This window comes from uncultured Duncaniella sp. (genome assembly GCF_910577345.1).
Taxonomy (GTDB): Bacteria; Bacteroidota; Bacteroidia; order Bacteroidales; family Muribaculaceae; genus Duncaniella.
Genome location: NZ_CAJTMT010000004.1, coordinates 13,787 through 38,785, shown reverse-complemented (window position 1 = coordinate 38,785; position 24,999 = coordinate 13,787). Strand labels below are relative to the sequence as shown.

The following is a 24,999-nucleotide window of genomic DNA, read 5'->3' as shown; positions in this document are numbered from 1 at the left end:
TGACAAGCAGCACTAATCAAGCATTATGAATCATGAATTATGAATTATAAATAATAAATTACAACACAACTTCCACCTTGTTGACACTTCCGGCGGGTTGCATGGGGATGGTATTGCCTTCCACCTGAGAGCCGTTGAGGAGGATAGAGGTCACTCCACGGTTGACGTGGGAGGGATTCTTCACCTCAATCTCATAGTCGGCTCCACGGAAACGGCGCTTGACCTTGAAGCCGTCCCATCCGGCGGGAATGCAGGGATTGATTTCAAGTCCGTCATAACCGGGCTTTATGCCGAGGATGAACTGCGTGATAGCATACCAGTTCCATGCGGCTGTGCCTGTCAGCCATGAGTTCTTTGCCTCACCCGGCTTGGCGGCATCCTTTCCGGCTGTCATCTGGCAGTAGACGTAAGGCTCCACTTTGTGAAGCTCACTCTTATCCTCCAGATACGCAGGACAGATCTTTTGGTAATACTCCCACGCACGGTCACCGCGTCCGAGAACGGTCTCACCGATAATCACCCAGGGATTATTGTGGGCGAAGATACCGGCGTTCTCCTTGTAGCCTGCTGGATAGGAAGAGATTTCGCCATATTCCATCACATATTCAGTGAATGCGGGGTTGTTGAGGACGATACCATGCTCGCAGTCAAGATATTTTTTGACGGAGTCGAGCGATTTTTCAACAAGTCCCTCTTCAAGACCGATTCCGGCCATCGTACACCAGCCCTGCGACTCGATGAAAATCTTTCCCTCCTTGTTTTCGTGAGAACCGACCTTGCGTCCGAAGAAATCGTAGGCGCGGAGGAACCATTCGCCATCCCATCCGTAGGCCTTGACTGCCTCTATCATCTCATCGACATGGCGCTGCGCACGGTCGGCCTCCTCATCATATCCGAGACGGCGACACAATTCGACATAGTCCTGACCGTAGATGACAAACTGACCGGCAATCATCAGCGATTCGGCCTGCGAGCCTTCCGATTTGTTTTCGGTGGTCTGGAAAGATTCGTTGGGGTCATTGGAGAAACAATTGAGATTCAGACAGTCGTTCCAGTCGGCACGACCTATGAGGGGCAGTCCGTGAGGGCCGAGATTGTTGACGACATGGTCAAACGACACTTTGAGATGATCGAACAGCGAGACTTCCGATCCCGGCTGATTGTCGAAGGGTACAGGTTCGGCAAGAATTGACATGTCGCCGGTCTCCTTTATGTAGGCGATGGTTCCGAAGACCAGCCACATAGGGTCATCGTTGAAACCGCCGCCGATGTCGTTGTTACCGCGCTTTGTGAGCGGCTGATACTGATGGTAGCATCCGCCGTCGGGGAACTGGGTGGAAGCGATGTCGATGATGCGTTCGCGTGCCCGCTCGGGAATCTGATGGACGAAGCCGACGAGATCCTGGTTCGAGTCGCGGAACCCCATTCCACGTCCGATACCGCTTTCAAAGAATGAGGCGGAGCGGGAGAAGCAGAAGGTAATCATGCACTGGTATTGATTCCAGATGTTGACCATGCGGTCAAGGCGCGGGTCGCCCGACGAGAGCGTGAAGCGTCCGAGAAGATTGTCCCAATAGGAACGCAGTTCATCGAATGCCTTGTCAACCTTTTCGGGAGTGTCGAAACGGGCCATCATCTCGCGGGCACGGGTCTTGTTGATCACACCCTTTGATTCCCACTTCTCGTCCTGCGGATTCTCAACATAGCCGAGCATGAAGATAAGGTCGCGGCTCTCGCCCGGAGCGAGGGTGATTTCGAGATAGTGGGAAGCGATGGGCGACCATCCGTGGGCCACCGAATTGCGAGGCCGTCCCTCCATCACCGCATCCGGTTCGTCGAAACCGTTGTAGAGACCGATGAAAGTCTCGCGGTCGGTGTCGAAACCGTCGACAGGCACATTGACCGTATAGAAGGCATAATGGTTGCGGCGCTCCTTGTACTCTGTCTTGTGGTAGATGGTCGACCCGTCGACCTCAACCTCTCCGGTCGAGAAATTCCGTTGGAAATTCTCCATGTCGGTAGCGGCGTTCCAGAGACACCACTCCATGAACGAAAAGAGTTTAAAACTTTTGGGTCGGTCGGTATGATTTGTCAGTGTAAGCTTTGTGATTTCAGCATGTGTGTCGAGCGGGACAAAAAAGAGTGCGCGGGCCTCAAGACCGTTTTTCTCACCTTTTATAATGGTGTAGTTCATGCCGTGGCGACATTCGTAGGAATCAAGCGGGGTCTTGGTGGGTTTCCAACCGGGATTCCAGACGGTGTCACCATCCTTTATATAGAAATAACGGCCACCGGCATCCATCGGCACACCGTTGTAGCGGTAGCGGGTGAGGCGACGGAATTTGGCATCCTTATAGAAACTGTAGCCTCCGGCTGAATTTGAGATTAGAGAGAAGAAATCCTTATTGCCGAGATAATTTATCCAGGGCCACGGAGTGCGGGGTTCGGTGATGACGTATTCACGGGAAATATCGTCGAAATAGCCGTATTTCATAATTCAGGTGTGATAGTGTGAAAAAGAGGAAGAGGCACAAAAGGGTCAGAATAGCAGTCATCGGCACTTCTGCCCTTTTGTGCCTGTTTGAACAATTATTTTAGATTGAAATCACCTCTGTTGAGGACGAGTGGATTGTTGAGGACGGTTGACCACTCACCGTTGAGGTTCCACTGGATGAAGGCGGGACCATTGTCGTCCTGCTCATACCATCCCATGAAGTAGCTCCAGAGAGCGCCGTCGTTGAAAGCGGCGTCAACGTCGAGGAGATTGCCACACTCCGAAAGAGCCACCATCTTCTTTCCGCCAACGAGGTCGTAGAGCAGATCAAACTGTGCGGTCTGGTTGGAAAGAGCTTCCTCATAGAGATCGGCACCGACAATATCGACCATTGCATCGCCGGGATATGCGGCACGGATCTTGTCCATTGACGCGGGTTTGCCTTCATCAGAAGTCTGAACAGTCCAGACCCATATAAGGTTGTTGATACCATACTGATTGGTGAGCTTGTCGTAGAGCCATGACCAAAGCTGCTTGGTCACTTCAACGCCTGAGTTGCCCCACCAGAACCATGAACCCCATGTGTAGTCACCCGCAGCCTCATGGAAGGGTCGCCAGAGCACGGGGATGTTGGCATCCTGAAGCAGTTTGAGATAACCGGCGAGTTTCTTGACATCGGCTTCGGCCACAGTGTTTTCCCATGAACCTTCGACGAGGACATTGGAAGCAAGGAACTGGTCGGATTTCGCGTCATAGCTCATCGAGCCGCCGGCAGGGATTGTAAGGGTAATTTCAGTGGCAGTGTAATCGTGACCGCTGATGATGAAACCGTTTTCACGGATTTCAGCAACCATGTCGGCTGTGAGTGTCACTGAATAATCTCCGTCAATGTCGAAATATTCAAGTCCGTCGGCAAGCTGACTCCAGCCGCTGTTCTTCACCGAACCTTGTGCTCCGGCATTGACATCCTTGGTCTTTACGGTGATAACGGAGTTGACGACAGCCTTTGAAAGAAGCTCCTTGGAAGCATCGTCTGTGAGCTGAAGGAAACCTGACCAATCACCGGGCATGGCCTGCTCGCCGGTCCAGATTGTCACTTCACCGGGCTTCGAGACAGGGACATTCCAATGCCATGTCATCGCGGGGATGCTTCCGGCTTCCCATACGGACTTGACAGGAGTGATGTCGCCATAGTCAATCCAGTTGGCGGGCGACGAGGCAAGATGGATGTAGTCAAAACCTACGATAGCGGGATATTTGCCGGATTCGGCATGGATAAGTTCGGCAAAACCTGTGCCCCACGCCACTTCACCCATTGAACCTGAAAGCTGACGCACTCCGTAGTTGTCGACAAGAAGATTATAGACCTTCTTTGCCTCGGCGGTCGCATTGGGATTTATGAGGGATGTTGCCAGAAGAGCCGGGTTGATACCGGTGTTGGTGTTGAATGTGAGGGTAATGGCTTCGGCAATGACACTCTTGTCGTCACTGCGGTAGAAAGCTCCGGCAGGAATCTGAAGCACATAGTCCTGATAGGGAGTGAGCGTCAGGGGAATAATCACCTGAGTGCGGTTTTCAGGATTGACAGTGGGCTGCACGGTCTGACCGTTGAGTGTCACGGCAACGTCGGGATTGAGGCCGACAAGATTATTGTAGTCAAGGGTGATTTTGTCAATCATGGCAGCACGGACTGTCGAACCGTCGGCAAGCGATACCGAGCGGTTGACCATTCCGATTCCGTCAAGAACGCCGTAAGGTTTGTCGTCATCTTCACACGCTGTGAGCGAAAGTCCGACAATAGCTGCGGCAAGCATATATTTGAACTTGTTCATAACTTTTCAAGTATTGATTTTCTATTGCTGAAGTCCGGGCCGTGTCTGACTTCAGATGCCCTACACGGCCCCGGGACTTATTATTCTATTGTAATCTTATTGACCGTGTAGCCATCGCCTGTGATAACAAGGCCATTTCCCGCAACGAGATCATCGATGATGTATGATTCAAGGACGATTTCGAGAGGCGATGCAGGAGTGTCGAACTGAGCGGGGAAAGGAGCCGGCAGATTGCCCCAGCCGTCGCCGTGACGGAGCGATACGCACCACCACTCACCTTCCGCCACGAGAGGAGTGAGATAGAGACGGAGAATCTGACCCGGTTTCACACTTGCCCAGTCATAACCGCCCCAGGCGAGATCCTGGTTGCCACCCCAACCGGAGCATGTCCAACCTGCGTCCCAGATGACGGTTTCGAGAGAATTCTCCCATTCGACATGAACCTTGCTGACAACACACTGCTGACCTTGGATGACGAGAGCGGTAGTGCTCCATCCGTCGTCGGTACCGAGAATGCGGCTAAGTACATCAGCTGTAAGCTCGACTTCCGCAAGAGTGGCATCAACCGCCGGTTCGAGAGTCACGATGGTACCCCAGTTGGCATCGTTGACCTGAATCTGAGGAGCATCACCGGCAGGAGTGATGTGGAACACAAGTTTTGCACCTGAGGGCACACCTTCGAAGGATTCCTTGTAGATACGGAACTTGTTGACACCCTCGTCGCCGCTCCAATCAAGGTTGATGACCTGATTGAAGATGACATTCTCGACATGGGTTGCGGGAATGACCGCGATGTCATAGCTAATCTCACCGTTCGATGAAACAAGAGTGAAATTGCTGTTCTTACCTGCGTTTTCGGGTACCTGTATGATAAGGCGGTCACCGTTGAGGATGTACTGGACATTGTTGCCGTTGACCTTCACGCCAGTAAGCTTGTCGGCATTGGCGATGGTGATGATGAAGGTCTCACCGGCATTGATTTCAGTTTCCTCGCCGGGAAGGACTGTAGCGTAGGCACATTCGGGAGCTGAAAGTTCGATGGCAGCGACCTCGACTGTCTCGCCGTTGGTGAGAGTGAGGGTCACAGTGTTGCTTCCGGCCGAGAGGGTTGCGGGAACCGTGAGCGTGAATTCCGTTGCCGACGGATTGGCAACCTCGACAGTCGTCGAGCCTGCGAATGTGATGGCTGCGACATGCTGAAGATTGCGTCCGCTGACGGTCAATGAACCGGCAAGGGCTGCGGGCGAAGGATTGTAGGCCACGGCTTCAGGCTTGAGGGTCGAGATAGCGACCTCAATACCTGCACCTGAACCGGTCGAGAGGACGGCATTGCCGCTCTGAGTTCCTTCCGGAACAGTCACCGAGATTTCAGTAGCTGACTTTTCGGAGGGCTCGACAGCATCAGCGACACCGGGGAAGGTCACGGAGGTTACAAGTTCCATGTTGACACCTTTGAACTTCACGATATCACCGGCCCACACATCAGAAGCGGGTTCGGCAACCACATCCTCGGGTAGAGCCACACCGATGGTCGCGATCGCGACTTTCACACCTGAGGCGGGTACCATGCAGATGGTTCCGTCGGTGACGTTGGCAGGAAGGACGAACGAAAGTTTGTCGCCGTCGACAGTAAATTCAACCTCATCGTCATTAGGCATTATGACTTTAGTCACGAGATCAACGTTGCTGACAGTGACTGTGACGGTCTCGCCGGGTTTGGCACCGGTGAGGTCGAGGACATCGGCAACCGCAGGGAGGGTGACGGTAAGTTCATCCTCTGAGTAAATCCAGTTAGGAATCTCCGCACCGTCGCTGAGGATGATTTTGCCGGACTGAGCTTCAGCAGGCACGGGGAGCTTGATTTCATAGCGTGAATGAGAAGTGAATTCCTCCTCGGAAACGGCAACATCATCCGCGAAAATCACTTCGGAAATCAGATTGAGATAATCACCGGTGAGGGTGAGAACGTCACCGGCCTTGACTGTGAGGGGCGAAACCTTGTCAAGAGAGATCGGTTCGGTAAAGGAAAGAAGAGTCTTGGTGGTGATGTCACCCTTGGAAGAGTGGAGCACCACATAGCCCGGCATCGCATCCTGCGGAACAGTGATGCGGATTTCATTATCGGAAATCACTTTTATGTCCGTGATGTCACCGGAACCCGGAAGAGTGATTGACTGGATGTGTTTCATTCCTGAACCAAGGAAACGGAGTTCACCGCCACGCGCAACAGGACATGGACCGAAAACATTCAGCGAGACACCTCCGACATATTGCTCGGTGCTGAAATCGTCGTCATCGTCATCGCAGGAAGTGAATGCGAATCCTGACATCAGCATCAGGGATGCCATTACGGCAGCCGTGAGTTTATTTATTGCTTTCATGATGATATTCTTTGGATATTATTCAATGGGCACTACGCGGAAGTTGTCAATGCAGATGACGGGAGAGCAGTCAGTACCGGCCACGCCGCCGTGCCATACGAAGAGGGTCAGACCGTCGAAATAGCTTGCGTTCAACTTACCGGCCGAACCGCCTTCGTGGGTGTAGGTGAATGTATTGAGAGCAAGGGTGACAGTCTGCCACTGATTGTCGGTCGTGAACGAGCCTGTATTCTGCCAGGGATTCCAAAGACCGCGCGGGAAGGTAGTGTCACTGTAATAGGCGTTGCTTCCGGTAGAGTAATCGACGAGCGACGAGGGGGTAAACATCACCTGAAGGGCTGCCGACGACCAAGGATTGGACGAGGGAACGAAGCATTCAAACTTCACCTGAAGATTATCCACGCCATAGTCGGCAAGCATCTCAGCGAAATCGGGAAGATCCTTAAGAGCGGGGAATCCGGCTGCGGGTTCGGGCCAGTAGTTCATACAGAACTGGTCTTCTGCCCATGTTCCACCAATATCTCCGAGCATGTCGGCACCACCGAAGTAGAGGTAGTTGCCGTCGATAGCCTCGATTCCGGCATCGGCACCCGGCTCGTGAATCACACCGTTGCGCCAACCGTGGCCGGTAGTCAGACCTCCGTGCGAACCGTCCCAGTCGAAAAGGATGTTGCGGCTGTCGCGGAACTGGAATGCCGAACGTCCGGTACCATAGATGGTGTTGACGTTCAGGTAGCCTGCGGGAGCATTATCGGGCACGATAAACTTGATGGCTGTCTTGGAGATGGAAGTGATGTTCTCGGAGGGAACGTTGACGTTACCGGCCAATGATATTGTCAGAGGCACATTGGGATCGTCGATGAAATAATCGCCGTAGATGGTGGCCTCGCTTCCTGCGGGAGCATATTCGCAAGACATCGAACGGACCGACGGACCGGGGACGAGGACATTGAAATCATAGTCAACGGTGTCGCCATCCTTGGTCACCATGTAAATCTTGTTGGTGACCACATCGGGGATACCGCCGGGTACGGCGATGAGAAGGGTATGGTCAGTGATATAGCTCGTGTTGAGGATAGCCTTCTGGTCGTTGAAGTAGAGTTCGTGGATTGAAGTCAGGTTGTCGCCCACAAGACAGATGAGATTGTCGAGATAGGCACCTGTCAGGAGTGAATCGGAAGCTGCAGCTCCGGCCGGACGGATATATTTCACCACCGGTTTGCCCGAGGTAAGCTCAAACTTGTCGGGCTGGTCCTCGCAAGAGACGGCTGTCAGACCGAGTGCCACGGCAGCCATGCCGAGAAACCATTTATTGTTGAATACAGTTTTCATTGTGTTTACGCTTACGGTTTAAGGATTAGTAGGCATAGAGTTCGCGCACTTCCTCGTGGATAGGATCGGCAAGGAGGTTCTTGTTGAGCGCGGTGTCGGTGGTCGGGAAGGGAAGTGTGAAGCTCGAAGCGGTCACATTGGGAGCAGCGGTAGTCTCGTCGTAACCGGCTTCAGCGCCATCGCTTGCAGCTGCGGCCTTCGATACGTCCCATACGCCATTCTCATAGTAATACTTGTAGAGACCGTTGAGGTTCCAGTAGGAATTGCGGCGTTGACCGACGAGTTCGTTGATTGCACGCTGGGTGTCGTAGTAGGCGAGGCGCACATAATCATACCAGCGGTCACCTTCACCGGCAAGCTCCAGACGACGCTCTTTCCAGACATCATCAAAAGTTATCTTGGTGTAGGGAGTGGAACCGGGAATCGCACGGCCACGCACAGCGTTGAACGCTGCGAGAGCAGAAGCGTCGGAAGTCTCGGAGCTATTGCCAAGCACGGCTTCGGCATAAATCAGGTAGACATCGCTGAGACGAAGGATATGAGTTGCAAGCTGATTGTACATGTTGCCTGCCGAAACACCGGTCGCAGCCTCATGGTCGGCATTGTTACCGTAGAGATGCTTCACGTTATAGGCACCTGTGGGCGACTGCCATTCGCCGGGACCGCCTTTGCCGTAGTCCTCGGTATCGTAGCAGAATTTCAACACGTCGAAACCACCCTTGTTGGTCCAGAAATACTCATATTTGTCACCGGGAAGCATCATCACGGCCTTGCGGCGGGTGTCGGTGTCGATGCGCATCGCAGGATTAGTGTTGATGACATCGATACCGAATGCATCCTGAAGGTCAACCGACGGGCCACCGTAGCCGCCCCAGCAGTCACCGAACTCGTCAAAACCAACCGGAGCAAGGTCGCTCTGGAGGGTGTTTTGCTGAGTCCAGGGATCACGTCCGGCACTCCAGCGCCATGCGATGAGCGATTCCTCGCTGTCGTTGTTGGCAAGACGGAACACATCGGCATAGTTGTCAAGGAGATGACGGCCTGAGTTGTCGATGACATCCTTTGCGAGTTTCGCGGCCATATCAAGGTCAGACTGACTGCGCGACCCATTCTGTCCAAGTCCCGAACGGGTCAGGTAGACTTTGGCAAGGAGCGCTTCGGCACAGTAGTAGTCAATGCGGCCTTTAGAAGCCTTCGGAGGAAGAAGCTCCATGGCCTTTTCGAGAGTCATGATGATGTATTCATAGACATCGGCGCGCTGAACCTTGAACTTTGTGCTGTAGGTTCCGGCTGCGATCTCGGCGGAGTTGTCGTGGACAATGGGCACGTCGCCGAACGTACGGACAAGGTAGAAGTAGGCCATTGCCTTCCATGTCAGACACTCGCCCTGAGTGTAGTTCTTCACTGCCTGACTTGGACCGGAGGCTGCTCCAAGGTAATTATAGACGGTGTTGGCATGACCGATGGCAGCCCAGAGTGAGCTCGACATGTTGACGAGGTCCTGATCCGTACCGTTGATGGTGAATGTCAGGTAGGGAGAACTGCCCCAGTACATATTGCCTGACAGCACCTCGCCGACTTTGATGAAACCGCGCTGGAAGTCATACCACGGAGAATTGTAGAGGTAGTTAACACCCTGATAACACTGCTCATCGTTCTGATAGAAATTCCCTGCGTTGTAGTTATCCTCGGCAGGACGGTTCAGGAAGTCATCACAGGAAGTGAGCCCCAGACCAAAGGCAGCGACGACGGCTGTATATTTTATTGTGCTGAATATTTTCATGATTTTGTCACTGATTAAGGATTAGAATGAGAGATTTAATCCGAAAGAATAGGTGGTCGGCGAAGGATAGCGTCCGAAGTCAAGACCGTAGACCAGACCTGATGAATCCTGGGTAGAGGCACCGACCTCGGGGTCATAGCCTTTATACTTGGTCCAGGTGTGGAGGTTCTGGAGGTTGCAGTAGAGACGGAGATTCTCGATGCGCAGACGCTGGAGCATCTTCTTGGGGAAGGTGTAGCCGAAGGTGATGTTCTTCAGACGGATGTAGGAACCATCCTCGATGTAGCGGTCCGAGATGCGGTCATTGTCGGCAGGGTCATTGAGGCGCGCAGCGGGTGTGTTGGTCTTCCAGTTTGCCACGCGGACATTCTGAATGTCGTCATACCAGTTCTGTCCGGCAGGATAAACCTTTGTAGGATCAATCGGAACGAGCTGTGCACGGTCATTGACGGTGCGGAGCTGGTTGGTCCAGGTCGACTTCATGTTTGTCATGTTGATTGAGAGATAGTTCATGACATCGTTGCCATACGAGCCGTTGAGGAAGATTGAAAGGTCAAAATTTTTGTAGTGGAAGGTGTTTGTCCAACCGAAAGTAAAGTCAGGCATAGGATTACCGATGACAGTGCGGTCATGCTCATCGATGATACCGTCAGGCTTGCCGTCGGGACCGCTCACGTCCTTGTATTTGAGGTCACCGACCCACACGGTGTTGCTCTTGTTGAAGACACCGTCTGAGGGATAGGTGGCTGCATCGCGGGGAGAATTCTGAATATCCTCGAAATCACGATAGACACCGTCGACCTTGTAGCCGTAGAAATTGTAGAGAGGCTGACCGATTTCCGAAACTGAAACCACGTCGCTCCACTGGCCGTAGCCGACGAGCTGCGCGTTGCTTGTGCCTGAAAGAGCCTTGAGTTCATTGCGGTTGAAAGAGAACTGGATGCTCGACTCCCACTCGAAATCGCCTACGAAGGGACGGCCTGTGAGTTCGATTTCAAAACCCTTGTTCTCAATCTCGCCGTAGTTGCCCATCGGCGATGCGAGAGCTGAAGAGCCGTTGCCGAGAGTACCCATATATGAGGGAAGCTGAAGCGACATGAGCATGTCTTTCGAAGTCTTGATGTAGGCATCTGCCACAAGGTTGAGTCGGTTGTTGAAGAAGTTGAGGTCAAGACCGAGGTTCCACTGTTCCTGAGTTTCCCACTTCACCGCAGTGTTGGGAATGTTGGCGGGACGGTAGCCGAGACCGAGAGCCGACGGCATACGCGACATGGCTGTACCCCATTTGTAACCACCGATGTTTGCATTACCTGTCTGGCCCCAGCCGAGACGAAGTTTACCGTTGTTGAACCACTCGCTCAGACCTGAGAAGAATTTCTCATTGCTGAAACGCCATGCACCTGCAACGGAGTGGAAACCGGCCCAACGGTTGTCGGGACCGAAGTTTGAGGAACCGTCATAACGGTAGGTGTAGGTCAGCATATAGCGGCCATCCCAGTTGAGGGTCTCACGGGTGAAGAAAGAGGCCATTGCCGAACTGCCGAAGCTTTCGCTGATATTGTAGGAGTTCTTGTTGCCCAAGGCAGGATTGTGGACTTCGTTTGAGGGAAGGCCTGATGCAAAGATGCTTGTGTTGTTCCAGGAAGACTCCCAACATTCCTGACCGATCATGGCAGTGTAGCTCAGCTTGCTCCATTCACCGGAGTAAGTTATATAGTTCTTCAATTGCCAGAACCATGAATCGTTCTTGGCGATGGCGCTTTCGTTGCTTGCGCGCACCCATGTGCCGAGATCGACAGTCGGTTTGAAGCGGTCGCCCTTTGAATTGCTGACATCATAACCGAACTCGGCGTGCCAGAGGAGATTCTTTATCGGTGTCACGTCAAAGAAGAAGTTACCGGAAAGTTTCTTACGGCGGAGTTCAATTTTGTCGAGCATGGCGAGCGCGATGGGGTTGGGGTTGGTATAACCCTCGCGGACGATTGACGAATAGTTGCCGTCGACGTCATAGATAGGAATATCGGGAAGCGTAGAGAGCGAATAGTAGATGATACCCTGCTCACCGTCGGCGAGCTTGAGGTTTTCACGGGTATCGGCGTAGGTGGCCGACATGCCGAGTTTCAACCATGATTTGAGCTGCGCGTCGAGGTTAGCACGGAACGAGAAGCGTTCGAAGTCAGAGCCGATGAGCGTACCTTCCTGATTCATGTAGGAACCGGAAACATAGTACGACACTTTGTCTGTGCCACCCTGGGCTGAGATCTGATGCTGATTCTGGAAAGCGGTGCGGAACATGGCATCCTGCCAGTTTGTACCCTTGCCGAGAATAGAGGGGTCACTGTAGTAATCATTGGCCTTGACATAGCCCTGCGAAGCGAAATCATTATAGAGTTCGGCATATTCGCGGAGGTTCATGATGTCGAGGCGTTCGGTCTGATGGTGCCATGCGACCATACCGTCGTAGGTAAACTTGGCCTCACCGGCCTTACCGCGCTTGGTTGTAATGAGTACGACACCGTTGGAACCCTGCGCACCATAGATAGCGGTTGCGGAGGCATCCTTGAGGATTTCCATCGAGACAATGTCGGAGGGGTTGATGGTGGAAAGAGGTGATACGGTCGACACCTTACCGTTGCCGAGAGCATCGCCAAGACCGAAGTCAGCACCTGAATTACCGCCACCCTGCACGATGACACCGTCAATCACATAAAGAGGTTCGGCATTGGCATTGATGGTTGCCTGACCGCGCACACGGATTGACGATGACGAACCGGGAGCACCGGAAGTCGAGACGGCCTGCACACCTGTCGCACGGCCCTGGAGAGATTGATCGAGGTTGGTGATGACCGAACCGCGCATGGCATCCTCGTTGAGCGATGAGGAAGCACCTGCAAGGTCGCTCTTCTTCATGGTACCATAGCCGACAACAACTACTTCGTCAAGCATTTCCGAGTCATCCTCAAGAGTGACGGTGATGTCGGTACGTCCGTTGAGAGCCACTTCCTGCGGCTTCATACCGACGTAAGTAACTACGAGAGTGGATTTGGCCGACTTCACTTTCAACGCGAAGTCGCCATCGATACCTGTAGCGGTACCGTTGGCCAAATTGCCTTTCTCTTGCACTGTCGCGCCGATAAGCGGTTCGCCCGACTTATCCTGCACGATACCTTTCACTGAGACCTGGGCAACGGCGGATAGCATGACGCATAGCATCACGGCCGTCAGCAGACCTCGAAGGTCAAAAATTCTGGTTTTCATATTGCAATTTTAAGGTAAGAGATTAATATTCCTTGTAATTATATTTCAGGGTCAGTATAGTTTCAGGGTCAGTACAGTTGTTGAAATGTGCCTTGTTTTATCTGCAAGAATCTGATACGGCAAAAGTAGTGCAAAGCCTTCATTGAGACTTACACTTTTTTATCACCTAATGACATATTTTTGCATCCGGATGCGATAATGCAAAATATGCTAAAATTAGTGTAGTTTTGACACTCCTTTGCGGATTATATCAAGTGTGGTCGAATCGGATACGAAAACCGAGTTCAAACCCTGGGCCTCCTGCGCAGGATCACCCGTATAGTCGTCGCCACGCTGCCAGCTCTCATGAGCGGGTTGTGCATAACCGCCCCATGCCCAGAAATTGACACCTGCCAATCGTCCCCCTTTGCAGACCTCATCAAATACGAATTGGTAGTATCTGTCGCGCCCCTCGACCGCCGAGCCGGGAGCAATGGCCATTCCGTCGCGCGGATAACCGAACTCTTCAAGCACAATCGGCTTTGACACGCCCTTGCCACCGGTAGCACCAAGAGCTTCCGCGAGGCTTCTGTGATGCTCACCTATATATGCGTCTGTGTTGGCGATAGCTTTCGCAACGCTGTCGGTGAGATTCTCCGGACGTACCCAGCTCCAGTTGTAGGGCCATATATGTATGGTGGCATAATCCACCTCCGGAATCGCATGGATTTCATTCCACAGTTCAATGGAATTCTCGCATCCCCAGGAACCCTCGCTGCCGACCGACACAAGATGGTTTCCGTCAAGCTTCTTAATCTGACGTGCCGTCTCGCCAATCCACTCTGCGAAGGGGCGCATACTCTCTTCGGCGAAGGGACGCGGCTCGTTGGCTATCTGCCAGGCCATTATGGCAGGGGATTCCGTGTATGGCTTGCCGGTGACGGTGTTGACGCGGGTCACGATATTCTCGACATGCTTCGCTGCGAGCGCACGGGCAGAGTCGTTGCGCACGAAATTCGAGGCGTAGGCCATATAGGCCGGATAACCGGCATCGGCAGGATTGACGGCTTTCCCCGCTCCGGCCCACTCAAGATAGGTGGAGAAACCACCGCTCCATTCCCAGGCGTTGTTGAGATAGACGACGGCTTTCATCCCGCGTTTTTCAAGGTCTGCGAGAAAATAGTCAAGTCCACGGAGAAGAGTGTCGTTGTAGACACCCGGAGCCGTCTGCAAGGTCGGTTCAACATGCGATGCAAGCCCCTCGGCACCGTCTGCGCCCGCAAGCACACGCAGATTGTTCACTCCGAGTTCCTGCAGGAAATCAAGCTCACGCGCAAGGCGTTGGCGGTCACCGCCACGCCCTTCCGATGCGAGGATGGGGCCATACCAGAAGTTTGTGCCTATGAACCGGTAGGTGGAATCGCCGAGACGGAACTCTCCGTCGCGGACAGTCACGAAATCAGCCATTCCGTTTTCAGTGTCGGTCGATGACTTGCCACCTCCCGCGCCACCACAGGAACTTATAGCGATAGCCGAGACGGCGGCAAACATCATGCGTCTGTAAGTTTTCATGCGTACTGAGATTTTTTATCCTGCAGTTTGCATTATCGCACCTTTCAGGGGATTTTCCATGCTTAACTTTGCACAAGTGAGAATTAAAGCTACAGGATAGCTGGGTTAGAAAATAATTTGTTTTATCTTAGAAATTGTAAACGTTATGGTAAGAGTAAATCATCGAAATCGGTATGCAGAGCCTTCAAAAGTAATGGCAGAAGAGCCACAACACATCAATCCTGCGGATTTTCCGTGACCGGGGCGCGTTTCGCGTCGTCCCAATCATCCGTGCGGAACGGAATCAGAGGCATTCCGTACATATCCTTCATCCGGCCCACCGCGAAGTTCTTGAAACAATAGCGGACGGCCTTTATATCCTTGACCTTATCGGAGCTTACGGTTACGGTGCGTTCATTCCAGTCCTCCGTGGCAGTGGCGGGATAGAACACCTTGTCGGCACCGGCCACCTCAAATCCGGGAAGGTTCATGTTGGGGTTCAGTCCGGCATCGGCATTGTTGAAGCGGAGAAGTGCAGTCGGGCCGTTGAGTTCCACGGATTTGTAGGAGGGATATGTGTGAGGAATACCCGGAAGACCGTAGGTGCGCGACGCAGCCATGAAGGCAAGCCTCTCCCCTATCTCTCGTTTCTTCGATGCGTGGATGTCCTCAAGCTCATGTGGATAGACAAGGTCGCTTGTGCAGACAATCCCGCTGTTGGGAATCATTTCTGCAGCACGGTGCTGACATTCGCGGAAATAGGCTGCCGCTGTTTCCTCACCGTCGCCATATTTCCAGCCGGGAAGTTCGACGAAATAGAACGGCAAATCCTGATTGCCCCATTCATTGCGCCAGATCTCCACCATGTCGCGCTGATGTGACGGGTATTCATTGTGACGACCCACGTTGGATTCTCCTTGGTTCCAGAGAAAACCTTTGACCGTATAGCCTACCACTGGACGGAGCATGGCGTTATACATCACACCGATGCGCTCCCATTCGTTGATAGCCGGATCATTTTCCTCCTTGGCCATATCCCATCCGGTATAGGTGTCAAGTTTTTCCTTGGGCATCCAGCCTTCAACCTTCGAACCGCCGTAGGCACAACTGATAATCCCGACCGGGACATCGAGCATATCGGTCAGAGATGTGGCGAAGAAGTAGGCCAACGCGGAAAAATCGGCTGCATTTTCAGGCTTTGACAGTTGCCATTTTCCTTCGACACGCTCCTGAGGGGTATAGGCTGCCTTCTTAGGCACAGTGGCGACGCGAATACCGGGATATTTGCCGGAATAGGCTATCGCTTGGGCAGCACCCTCGACAGGCTGACACCAGAATCCACGCAAAGGCATCTCCATGTTTGACTGACCTGAACAGAACCACACCTCACCGATGAGGAGATTGCCGATGCTCACGGGAGCTGTGCCATCGTCAAACCGTATGCTTTGCGGAGTAAATGAGGCAGCCGGAGTGGCCACGCTGACCTCCCATCTTCCGTTTTTCGAATCCGCTTTGGCTGTATAGGCCTTCCCGTCACCCCACGACGGCGTGACAGTCACAGTCTTACCCGGCTCAGCCCAACCCCAGAGCTTCGCCTGAGAATTTTGCTGAAGCACGGCATTGTCACTGATAATATCCGGCAATTCCACACCCTCCACCCCAAAAGGCAGAGCCAAAAGAAACAAAGGTAAAAACTTCTTATTCATAGCCATGTCAAACTCTATGATTATAAAATATCTTGGAAGCAGTCCTTAAATACTTAATACTTTATCCTTAATACTTAGTACTTAGCGCGCAGCGCTCCGCTCCGCGCAAGTCTTCCTCGCGAGCTTTGCCCATTCCTTAAGGTCATCCTCGGTCCATTCCATGCCATTGTCAGAAGCCGTGGATGAAATCATCGAGCAACTTTCGTTTTTATCCGCTATATCCCACATCAGAACCGAAAGCTTATGGCGATTCGCAAAATCCATCCACTCGGCCCACGACTCATAGTCGATCGGCCCGTCGCCGGTGTGGTCCATCGAACCACATTCAGATATTATCAGCGGAAGTCCGGCGGCAATCGCCTTTTCGGCCTTTTCACGGTTCCAGTCCTTGTGGGTTCCGGCATAGTAATGGAGCGAATAGAGCAGATTCGGCATTTCTATAGGTGATTCGGCAGCCACATCTACATCCTGGTCCCACTTGGGTGTACCGACAATGACGACAGCACCGGGAGCATTCTTGCGGATTACTGGCACAAGCTCCTGAGCATAGTCCTTGATTTCCTGCCATTGGATTTCAAGGGGTTCGTTCCATATCTCGTAAAGGACGTTGGGGGAATCGCCATACTTTTCAGTAATCACACTGAAAAAATTCTTGGCATCGGCAAGAGTATTTTCATGGGAATGCCAATCGCAGATGACATACATGTCATTGGCTATCGCAGCATCAATCACCTTCATAGCAAGATTTACGGCATTGGCCGAATCGACAGAGTAGCCGTTGACACAGTCACCCGAAGGATGGGCACCGATTGCAGCACGGACGATGTTGGCACCCCATTTCTCTTTCACGGCTTTCACTGTCCCCTCGTTGTAGAAACGGCCCCAGTTTGAATGCCAGCCGAGCGAAGGTCCGGTGAGGACAACGGTGTCGCCCTCCGAGTTCAGAAGCGCAGTCCCTTCAACATGGAGAGGTTTGACGAAAGCGACAGCCGACGAATCTGCGTCGGAATTATTTTCTGTCTGGCGGGCGTTTGACCCGCACGCAACGAAGCCGGTCACGGCAATTGCGGATGCAATGGATAGCAAAAGTGATTTCATTGAATATATAGGCAAGAAAATGTGATGATTGTGGCGGAATTGTATTTCGTCGGTTCACACAAGCACCTTGTGGTGCTGATATATTTCGCGGAACACCTTCGGGGAGTTCCCTTTTTTCTTTTTGAAGATGCGGTTGAAATTCGAGACATTGTTGAAACCGCAGCCATAGCAGATTTCCGAGACGGAAGTCGTGGAGTCGACAAGCTGACGGGTGGCATGTCCGAGACGGATGTCAATCACATAGTCGGAAATCGACCGTCCGGTGCGCAGTTTGAAGAAGCGGCTGAATGCCGTCGGAGTCATCCCGACGAGATCGGCCAGTTCGTTGAGGCGTATCTCCTCCTTATAATGTGCGTTTATGTAGTCCTTTACCTTGCGGACACGGCGACTGTCGCCAACAGGCTTGAGCGACGCGAACGATGAACTTGACAGACGGCGGTAGTGACCATCCTCCGCAAGTTCATGGAGTATGGACATGAGTTCAATCATCCGGTAGAAACCCGACTCAATCTTGGTCAGATTGTCGAGTTTGTGATAGACCCTCATGATTCCCTCGAAATTGAAAGCCACACCGTTGGAACTGATTTCAAGCATACGGCGGATGCTCGACATCTGCGTCTTCGCCAGAAGTGTCTCACCGAAGAGGTCGGGTGAAAATTGTATCGTGATTTCGCGTATTTTGTCACTCGTACACTCATGCTGTTCCCATCCGTGCTCTATGCCGTTTCCAATCAGAACAAGGTCATATTGGCCGAGGGTTTCGATTGAATCCCCGACAACCCTCCTCGCGCCCTCACAGTTCGACACAAAATTCAGCTCATATTCACCGTGACGGTGAACAGGATATGTGAACCGGTCTTTATATCTGTCAATCAAGTAGAAGCAATCCTTCTCCGACAGAGGAGTGATTTCGGTAATAATCTTATTCATGGCAAATTCACTTAGATTACAATAAGGTAAGAACAGTCGGACACCGCACAGCCGCATATCCCGACCGCTTTTTTGCAAAGTTATACATTAATTTTAATTACGAAAGCAAAATTTGCACACTTCACGCTCAACTTGACTATTTTTGACATAATTATGTTAAAAAAGTATCAATTTTCACAGTTGCCGTTCACCGTTTGGCAACAGTCAATTAGCCACCAATCCGTCAGGCATCCGCGCATTTTTCCACCGGCATCGGCAATCGTTTTTGACTTTGTTTACCATTTACCTATTTAATATCGGCTAAAAATTTGTTATTCACCTCGCGATGTCGTAATTTTGTAGAGTTTTAGCGTTATCAATCATTCACATCAATCGTTTACGAATGAAGAAATTTTTCATCTCTTTTCTCGCTACTCTTGCCGGCATCTGGTTTTCATTGATGCTTGCCGTAATCGGAATTTTCATTGTTCTCGGTGCAGCCATGGCTTCATCCGTCGGCTCATCGACAGTTAATATCAAGGACCGCTCTGTCCTTACAGTCGACTTGTCAGGTCAGATTCTCGACCGTCAGCCCAACCTCGACATCATGAATCTGGTGCGTGGAGACGACACGGACTACCAAATCCTGTCAGACATCACCGGTTCGGTCAGAGCAGCCGCTTCTGACGACCGCATCGAAGGCATCTACCTCAAATGTGCCGGTGCCCAGGCCGGACTTGCCCAGTTCTCGGCAATCGTTGAGGCTCTCAAGGATTTCAAGAAAAATGCTCCTGAAAAATGGATCTATGCTTATTCCGACACTTACTCACAAGGTGACTACTACATTGCAGCGGCCACAGCCGACAGCCTCTTCATAAATCCCATCGGAGAAGTGGATGTCCACGGCCTTGCAGCAACCACCCTCTATTTCCATCAGCTTCTTGAGAAAGTGGGTGTGGATGTGCAGGTGGTGAAGGTCGGCACCTACAAGAGCGCTGTCGAGCCTTTCATCCTCGACGGCATGAGCGAGCCTTCGCGCGAACAGCAGCAGCTCTATCTCGACAACATCTGGCAGACTGTCAGCTCCGCTATCGCCGAAGGACGTGGAGTGGACGCCGCTAAAGTCAACGATTGGGCGGACAACTTCGTTTTTGCCAAACCTGCAGAAGGCTATATCGCCGAGAAAATTGTCGATGGCCTCACCTACCGTCACGAATTTGACCAAAAGCTCGCCGACCTTACCGACCGCGAGAAAATCAAGGATATTGCCTATGTTTCAACTGCAGATTATGCCAAGAGCGCTGATCTCGACAAGGTTGGCGACGGCAAGGGTGCCAACATCGCAGTGCTCTATGCCTGCGGCGACATCACTGATAACAGCGGTGACGGAATTGTCGCATCAGACATGGTTCCCGAGATTCTTGAACTTGCCGAAAACGACGACATCGACGCTCTCATCATGTATGTCAACTCCCCCGGCGGAAGCGCATTCGCATCCGAGCAGATCTGGGAAGCACTCGAACAGTTCAAGAAACTCACCGGTAAACCTTTCTATGTCTCAATGGCCGACTATGCAGCATCCGGAGGCTACTACATCAGCTCCGGTGCTGACAAGATTTTCGCACAGCCCGTTACCCTCACAGGTTCTATCGGTATTTTCGGCATGATTCCCAACGCCCACCGTCTTCTCTCCGACAAACTCGGAATCAACACCGGAACCGTCAAGACAAATGCCAACGGAAACTTCCCCACTATCATGGATCCGATGACTCCGGCACAGGCTGCTGCAATGCAGAGCTATGTCGAGCGCGGCTATGACCTTTTCACCAAACGTTGCGCCGAAGGCCGTCACATCTCGCAGGACTCCATCAAGATGATTGGCGAAGGCCGCGTGTGGGATGGTCGTGAGGCTCTCAAACTTGGTCTCGTTGACGAACTTGGTGGACTCGACGCCGCTCTCGCCGACATGGCAAAGCGTCTGAACGTGGAATCCTACACCGTCAGCACCTTCCCCAATCCCAAACAGAAGTGGTATGCACCTCTCATCGAAGCCGGCAACGAGCTGAAAACGTCGCTTGTACGTGACGAGCTCGGCGACATGGCCTCGCTCTACGACACCATCAACCGCATCAAAGGCATGTCGGCCCTCCAGTGCCGCATGGACTTCGTGGAAGTGTCGCTCTGATGCTTTTCCTTGATTTGCACGGTTTTCGTGGCTGAAAAATCCCGGCCGCGATTGCCGTCACTCCGGGAAACTCCGATTCATTTTAATATTCATAATTTCCATATATTTTATTTTGGCCCGTAGCAAACTCTTATCCATGCTCCTGCTCTATCCCATCTCGCGACTTTACGGGGTGGGAATTGCCGCGCGCAACAAGATGTTTGAGTACGGTATGCTCAAACAGCAGGAGTTTGACGTCCCCATCGTTGTGGTAGGAAATATCGCAATGGGCGGTACCGGCAAAACTCCGCATGTGGAATACATCGTCGAATCCTTCCTCGGGAGGTATAATATAGGTGTCCTGTCTCGCGGCTACAAACGTGCGACAAAAGGTTTCGTCCTTGCCACACCTCAGTCGCGCCCTGAGGACATCGGCGATGAGTCATACCAGATTTACCGCAAGTTCGGCCCGGACATCACTGTGGCCGTATGCGAGAAGCGTTCAGAGGGTATCCGCAAGATGCGCGAAATCAACCCGAAGCTCGACATGATCATACTCGACGATGCTTTCCAGCATCGCTATGTCAAGCCGTCGGCCTCCGTGATTCTTACCGAGTACAACCGCCCGGTCTTCATGGACAAGCTCCTCCCATACGGACGTCTGCGCGAACCGGCCCGAGCCCTCAACCGTGCCGACATTGTCGTGGTGACAAAGTGTCCGCCCGACATGAAGGCAATGGACTACCGCATCTTTGAGGAGAATCTCAAGCTATTCCCCTATCAGAAGCTATATTTCTCACGCTATAACTACGGTCACCTCGTCCCCATCTTCCCCGAGGAAGCGCACGACATCCCCGCTCTTGACCATCAGAATGCCGACACGTCGATTCTCGTCGTGACAGGAGTGGCCAACCCGAAGCCATTTGTCCGTTTCCTGCGCCGCCACAAGGCAAAGGTGAAGCTGAAACGGTTCACCGACCACCACAACTTCACGTCGTCGGACATGGAGGAGATTGCACGCCTCTATGATGAACTGCAGGGTAAAAACAAATTCATCATCACCACTGAAAAGGATGCCGTCCGTATCCTCAACAACCCCTACTTCCCCCACAGGCTGAAGAAATCAATTTTCTATGTGCCTATAAAGGTGGAATTCATCGACCGTGGCGAACCCGACTTCACTTCCGGGCTCGAAAAAACCATCCGTGATTCCCGCTTGTTTAAATCTTAGCGGCCAATTGTTCCCATCTCTCCTGTCGGCAGCCATTGTTTTGCCCCGACACTGACAGGAACTCTTGCCGGAATCTATAATCATCAATATCATAAGAAACATGTTAGAACAAATCAAGCAGACAGCAGATTTTCTCCGCACCAAAGTAGGAGAAATGCCCAAGACAGCCATCATCCTCGGAACCGGCCTCGGTGCCCTCGTGGATCACATGGAAGATAAACTTTACATCCCCTACTCGGAGATTCCCAATTTCCCCGTATCGACAGTCGAAGGCCACAGCGGCAATCTCATCTTCGGCAAACTCGGCGACAAGCGCGTCATCGCAATGCAGGGTCGTTTCCACTACTATGAAGGCTACGACATGAAGCAGGTGACTTTCCCCGTGCGTGTATTCAAGGCACTCGGTGTCGACACCCTCTTCGTCAGCAACGCTTCCGGTGGCATGAACAAGGAATTCCAGGTGGGCGACGTGATGACAATCACCGACCATATCAACCTCTTCCCCGAATCTCCCCTCCGCGGAAAGAACTACAATGAACTCGGCACCCGTTTCCCCGCCATGACTAACGCCTACGACAAGGAGCTCATGCATCTCGCCGACGAAATCGCGGCTGAAAAGGGTATACGCCTGATGCACGGCGTCTATGTCGGTGTCACCGGTCCTACTTTCGAGACACCTGCGGAATATGAATTCTACCGCATCATCGGCGGTGACTGCGTGGGCATGTCGACAGTGCCTGAAGTAATCGTCGCCAACCATGCCGGAATGCGCGTCTACGGAATTTCCGTCATCACCGACCTTGGCGGCAAGGATGTCACTCAGGTTCCCACTCATGAGGAAGTTCAGCAGGCCGCTCTCATCGCGCAGCCCAAGTGCCTTGAAATCATGAAGGAGCTTGTCAACCGCTGCTGAGCTGAGCACATAAATTTATTGAATTAAATTGAGAAAATAGATACAGAAGGACAAAAGCGCATCGGAAACAAATCAGATATAACCGCCATCATAGCGTAAACATTTTTGTTTCTTATGCCCTTTTGTCCTTCTGTATCTATTTCCGCAAAATCGAACCATTTTTCAAAACTCCTTGACTATGGAAATATCCGAATTAGGCGAATTCGGTCTGATTGACCGTCTCACCGCCGGGTTGAAACCCGTCAACGCCTCAACCGTAAAGAGTGTAGGCGACGATTGCGCTGTCCTGCGCAACCACGAGACCGACATCCTCGTCACCACTGACCTTCTCCTCGAAGGCGTACACTTCGACCTCACATACGTTCCCCTCAAACACCTCGGCTACAAGTCGGCCATCGTGAACTTCTCGGATGTCTATGCAATGAACGGCACCCCGAAGCAAATCACTGTCTCGCTCGGCATATCCAAGCGCTTCACAGTCGAGCATATCGAGGAGCTGTTTTCCGGCATCCGCCTTGCATGTGAGATTTACGGCGTGGACCTCGTCGGAGGCGATACGACCTCGTCGCGTCAGGGTCTCGTTATTTCCATCACATGTATCGGCGAGGCTCCGGCCGACAAGGTCGTGAGCCGTTCCGGCGCGAAGGACACCGACCTCATCTGTGTGTCGGGTGACCTCGGTGCCGCCTACATGGGTCTGCAACTTCTCGAACGCGAGAAAGTCGCCTCTGCCGGACAGAAAGATTTCGTCCCGCAGTTCCAGGGCAAGGAATACCTTGTGGAGCGCCAGCTCAAACCGGAAGCCCGTCGCGACATCATCGAGGAGCTTGCCAAGGCCGGAATCGTCCCCACAGCAATGATGGACATCAGCGACGGCCTCAGCTCTGAACTGCTCCATATCTGCAAGCAGAGCGACACCGGTTGCCGTATCTATGAGGACCGCATCCCCATCGACTATCAGACTGCAATCATGGCCGAGGAACTCGGCATGAACCTTGTGACCGCCGCGCTCAACGGAGGCGAGGACTATGAGCTCCTCTTCACCGTACCTCTCCACTATCACGAGCAGATTGAAAAGCTTCCCGGAGTGAAACTCATCGGCCATATCACCAAGCCATCCCTCGGTTGCGCAATGATTACACGCGACGGAAACGAAATCCCCCTCCGCGCCCAGGGCTGGAACCCATTGGCAGCTTCTGAAAATCAGAAGTAAGAAACGTACTTTCCGTAACGGCTGCGAGAGCGTAACGTCCGGCTTGCAGAGTCTTTTGCAACGCCTATCTCCATCCACGCTCACAGCCGTCACTAAACACCGGAAGATCCGCAAAGCGGTCAGATGCCTCAACCATACAATCTCGAAATTGTAGGACGCATCTGACCGCTTTGCGGATTCTCTGATGTTTGGTGTTCTTACCTTCCTAAATTATACCTAAAACCAAATTCTTTTTTACCTTCGACCTTATCAATCCGTGAATTCAGCGGGAAGAATTGGCATTGCACCCTTCTTCGTGCAGACGAAGGCCGATGTCCGGACAGCAAGCGAATGAGCCTCAGCTACGGATTTTCCCTTCAATATGCTTGCGATGAAGGCTGCTGTGAATGAATCGCCTGCGCCTACCGTGTCGGCAACTTCGACTTTCGGAGTGGGCTGGAAAGAGACATTTCCGGGGGTGAAAACATAGCTCCCGTTGATACCACAGGTCAGAATGAGCATTTTCAGGTTGTATTTCCCAAGAAGAATCCAGCACTTGTCCTGAAGGTCTATGCCGGGATAGCCGAACATGCGACTGACAGTGACAAGCTCCTCATCGTTTATCTTCAGGATATTGCAGCGCTTCATTGACTCACAGAGAATATCTTTGTTATAGAAACCTTGGCGGAGATTGACATCGAAGACAATAAGATTGCTGTCATCCTTGGGCATTGCGTCAAGAAAACGGTTGATGGTATTGCGCGAGACAACATTGCGTTGCGCAAGTGAACCGAAACATACGGCCTTCGTATTGCCGGCAAGCTGTTCGAGGCGTGCGGTGTAAGGAATGTTGTCCCATGCCACATTCTCCTTGATTTCATATTGCGGGATACCGGCCTGATCAATCTCAACCTGCACGGTTCCTGTCGGGTAAGGAACCTTCTCTATGAGATGATTCAGCCCTTTTGAGGTGAAATTCTCGATAATTTCATTGCCGAGGGCATCATCGCCCACAGCACTGACCACACAGCTCGGCAAACCGAACTGAGAGACATGATATGCGAAGTTGGCGGGAGCGCCACCGATTTTTTTACCTTCAGGAAGAACATCCCAAAGGGCTTCTCCCATTCCTACTACTGTTCCTTTCATGGTTTCTAATTTATATGATTGGTAAGT

At 52.3% G+C, this 24,999-nt stretch carries 15 protein-coding genes; 4 read left to right on the top strand and 11 right to left on the bottom strand.

Translation table 11 applies throughout. From position 1 onward, the window contains the following. Window positions 1-58: 58 nt before the first annotated feature. From QZ310_RS02920 to QZ310_RS02875, 10 genes are all read right to left on the bottom strand, one after another. Window positions 59-2,494 carry a glycosyl transferase gene (locus QZ310_RS02920; RefSeq protein WP_297070198.1) on the bottom strand — a complete coding sequence of 812 codons (2,436 nt, stop codon included), beginning with the start codon at window positions 2,492-2,494 and terminating at the stop codon, window positions 59-61. 95 nt (window positions 2,495-2,589) lie between these two features. Continuing rightward, window positions 2,590-4,326 (bottom strand): glycosyl hydrolase, encoded by a 1,737-nt coding sequence (locus tag QZ310_RS02915; RefSeq protein ID WP_297070196.1) that lies wholly within the window; start codon window positions 4,324-4,326, stop codon window positions 2,590-2,592. Between the two features lie 80 nt (window positions 4,327-4,406). Then, window positions 4,407-6,707 (bottom strand): hypothetical protein, encoded by a 2,301-nt coding sequence (locus tag QZ310_RS02910; protein WP_297070194.1) that lies wholly within the window; start codon window positions 6,705-6,707, stop codon window positions 4,407-4,409. An 18-nt stretch (window positions 6,708-6,725) separates the two neighbouring features. Continuing rightward, entirely contained in the window at window positions 6,726-8,039 is a 1,314-nt protein-coding gene (locus QZ310_RS02905; protein WP_297070192.1) for a glycan-binding surface protein, read from the bottom strand. A 25-nt stretch (window positions 8,040-8,064) separates the two neighbouring features. Then, window positions 8,065-9,822 (bottom strand): RagB/SusD family nutrient uptake outer membrane protein, encoded by a 1,758-nt coding sequence (locus tag QZ310_RS02900; protein ID WP_297070190.1) that lies wholly within the window; start codon window positions 9,820-9,822, stop codon window positions 8,065-8,067. A gap of 21 nt (window positions 9,823-9,843) precedes the next feature. Beyond that, window positions 9,844-13,023, bottom strand: a complete 3,180-nt coding sequence (locus tag QZ310_RS02895) for a TonB-dependent receptor (RefSeq protein ID WP_297070404.1) — start codon at window positions 13,021-13,023, stop codon at window positions 9,844-9,846. A gap of 273 nt (window positions 13,024-13,296) precedes the next feature. Beyond that, a complete protein-coding gene (locus tag QZ310_RS02890; RefSeq protein ID WP_297070187.1) occupies window positions 13,297-14,631 on the bottom strand; it encodes a beta-galactosidase in 1,335 nt (444 codons plus the stop codon). Window positions 14,632-14,846: 215 nt separating this feature from the next. Beyond that, window positions 14,847-16,316 carry a sialate O-acetylesterase gene (locus tag QZ310_RS02885; RefSeq protein WP_297070185.1) on the bottom strand — a complete coding sequence of 490 codons (1,470 nt, stop codon included), beginning with the start codon at window positions 16,314-16,316 and terminating at the stop codon, window positions 14,847-14,849. Between the two features lie 81 nt (window positions 16,317-16,397). Then, entirely contained in the window at window positions 16,398-17,414 is a 1,017-nt protein-coding gene (locus QZ310_RS02880; RefSeq protein WP_297070183.1) for a glycoside hydrolase family 5 protein, read from the bottom strand. Between the two features lie 54 nt (window positions 17,415-17,468). Further along, entirely contained in the window at window positions 17,469-18,344 is an 876-nt protein-coding gene (locus QZ310_RS02875; RefSeq protein ID WP_297070181.1) for an AraC family transcriptional regulator, read from the bottom strand. 382 nt (window positions 18,345-18,726) lie between these two features. On the opposite strand from QZ310_RS02875, the gene sppA reads away from it, so the two are divergent. From sppA to thiL, 4 genes are all read left to right on the top strand, one after another. Next, window positions 18,727-20,508, top strand: coding sequence for a signal peptide peptidase SppA (gene sppA / locus QZ310_RS02870; RefSeq protein ID WP_297070180.1), 1,782 nt, complete (start codon window positions 18,727-18,729; stop codon window positions 20,506-20,508). A 112-nt stretch (window positions 20,509-20,620) separates the two neighbouring features. Next, complete coding sequence (gene lpxK / locus QZ310_RS02865; protein WP_297070178.1) at window positions 20,621-21,718, top strand: tetraacyldisaccharide 4'-kinase; 1,098 nt, start codon at window positions 20,621-20,623, stop codon at window positions 21,716-21,718. A gap of 100 nt (window positions 21,719-21,818) precedes the next feature. Further along, window positions 21,819-22,631 carry a purine-nucleoside phosphorylase gene (locus QZ310_RS02860; RefSeq protein ID WP_297070176.1) on the top strand — a complete coding sequence of 271 codons (813 nt, stop codon included), beginning with the start codon at window positions 21,819-21,821 and terminating at the stop codon, window positions 22,629-22,631. A 172-nt stretch (window positions 22,632-22,803) separates the two neighbouring features. Then, window positions 22,804-23,844: a thiamine-phosphate kinase gene (thiL, locus tag QZ310_RS02855; protein WP_297070174.1), complete on the top strand. Its 1,041-nt coding sequence runs from the start codon at window positions 22,804-22,806 to the stop codon at window positions 23,842-23,844. Between the two features lie 249 nt (window positions 23,845-24,093). Here thiL and QZ310_RS02850 read toward each other — a convergent pair whose 3' ends face one another. Further along, the gene (locus QZ310_RS02850; RefSeq protein WP_297070171.1) at window positions 24,094-24,972 is read right to left on the bottom strand and encodes a carbohydrate kinase; all 879 of its coding nucleotides are present in this window, start codon (window positions 24,970-24,972) and stop codon (window positions 24,094-24,096) included. Between the last annotated feature and the right edge of the window lie 27 nt (window positions 24,973-24,999).

Excerpts from the sequence above, each read along its gene's own strand:
- QZ310_RS02875 (WP_297070181.1), bottom strand. The coding sequence starts at position 18,344 with ATGAATAAGATTATTACCGAAATCACTCCTCTGTCGGAGAAGGATTGC.
- QZ310_RS02895 (WP_297070404.1), bottom strand. The coding sequence starts at position 13,023 with ATGCTATCCGCCGTTGCCCAGGTCTCAGTGAAAGGTATCGTGCAGGAT.
- QZ310_RS02850 (WP_297070171.1), bottom strand. The coding sequence starts at position 24,972 with ATGAAAGGAACAGTAGTAGGAATGGGAGAAGCCCTTTGGGATGTTCTT.
- QZ310_RS02885 (WP_297070185.1), bottom strand. The coding sequence starts at position 16,316 with ATGAATAAGAAGTTTTTACCTTTGTTTCTTTTGGCTCTGCCTTTTGGG.
- QZ310_RS02880 (WP_297070183.1), bottom strand. The coding sequence starts at position 17,414 with ATGAAATCACTTTTGCTATCCATTGCATCCGCAATTGCCGTGACCGGC.
- QZ310_RS02915 (WP_297070196.1), bottom strand. The coding sequence starts at position 4,326 with ATGAACAAGTTCAAATATATGCTTGCCGCAGCTATTGTCGGACTTTCG.
- QZ310_RS02860 (WP_297070176.1), top strand. The coding sequence starts at position 21,819 with ATGTTAGAACAAATCAAGCAGACAGCAGATTTTCTCCGCACCAAAGTA.
- QZ310_RS02920 (WP_297070198.1), bottom strand. The coding sequence starts at position 2,494 with ATGAAATACGGCTATTTCGACGATATTTCCCGTGAATACGTCATCACC.
- QZ310_RS02890 (WP_297070187.1), bottom strand. The coding sequence starts at position 14,631 with ATGAAAACTTACAGACGCATGATGTTTGCCGCCGTCTCGGCTATCGCT.
- sppA (WP_297070180.1), top strand. The coding sequence starts at position 18,727 with ATGAAGAAATTTTTCATCTCTTTTCTCGCTACTCTTGCCGGCATCTGG.
- QZ310_RS02905 (WP_297070192.1), bottom strand. The coding sequence starts at position 8,039 with ATGAAAACTGTATTCAACAATAAATGGTTTCTCGGCATGGCTGCCGTG.
- QZ310_RS02900 (WP_297070190.1), bottom strand. The coding sequence starts at position 9,822 with ATGAAAATATTCAGCACAATAAAATATACAGCCGTCGTCGCTGCCTTT.
- QZ310_RS02910 (WP_297070194.1), bottom strand. The coding sequence starts at position 6,707 with ATGAAAGCAATAAATAAACTCACGGCTGCCGTAATGGCATCCCTGATG.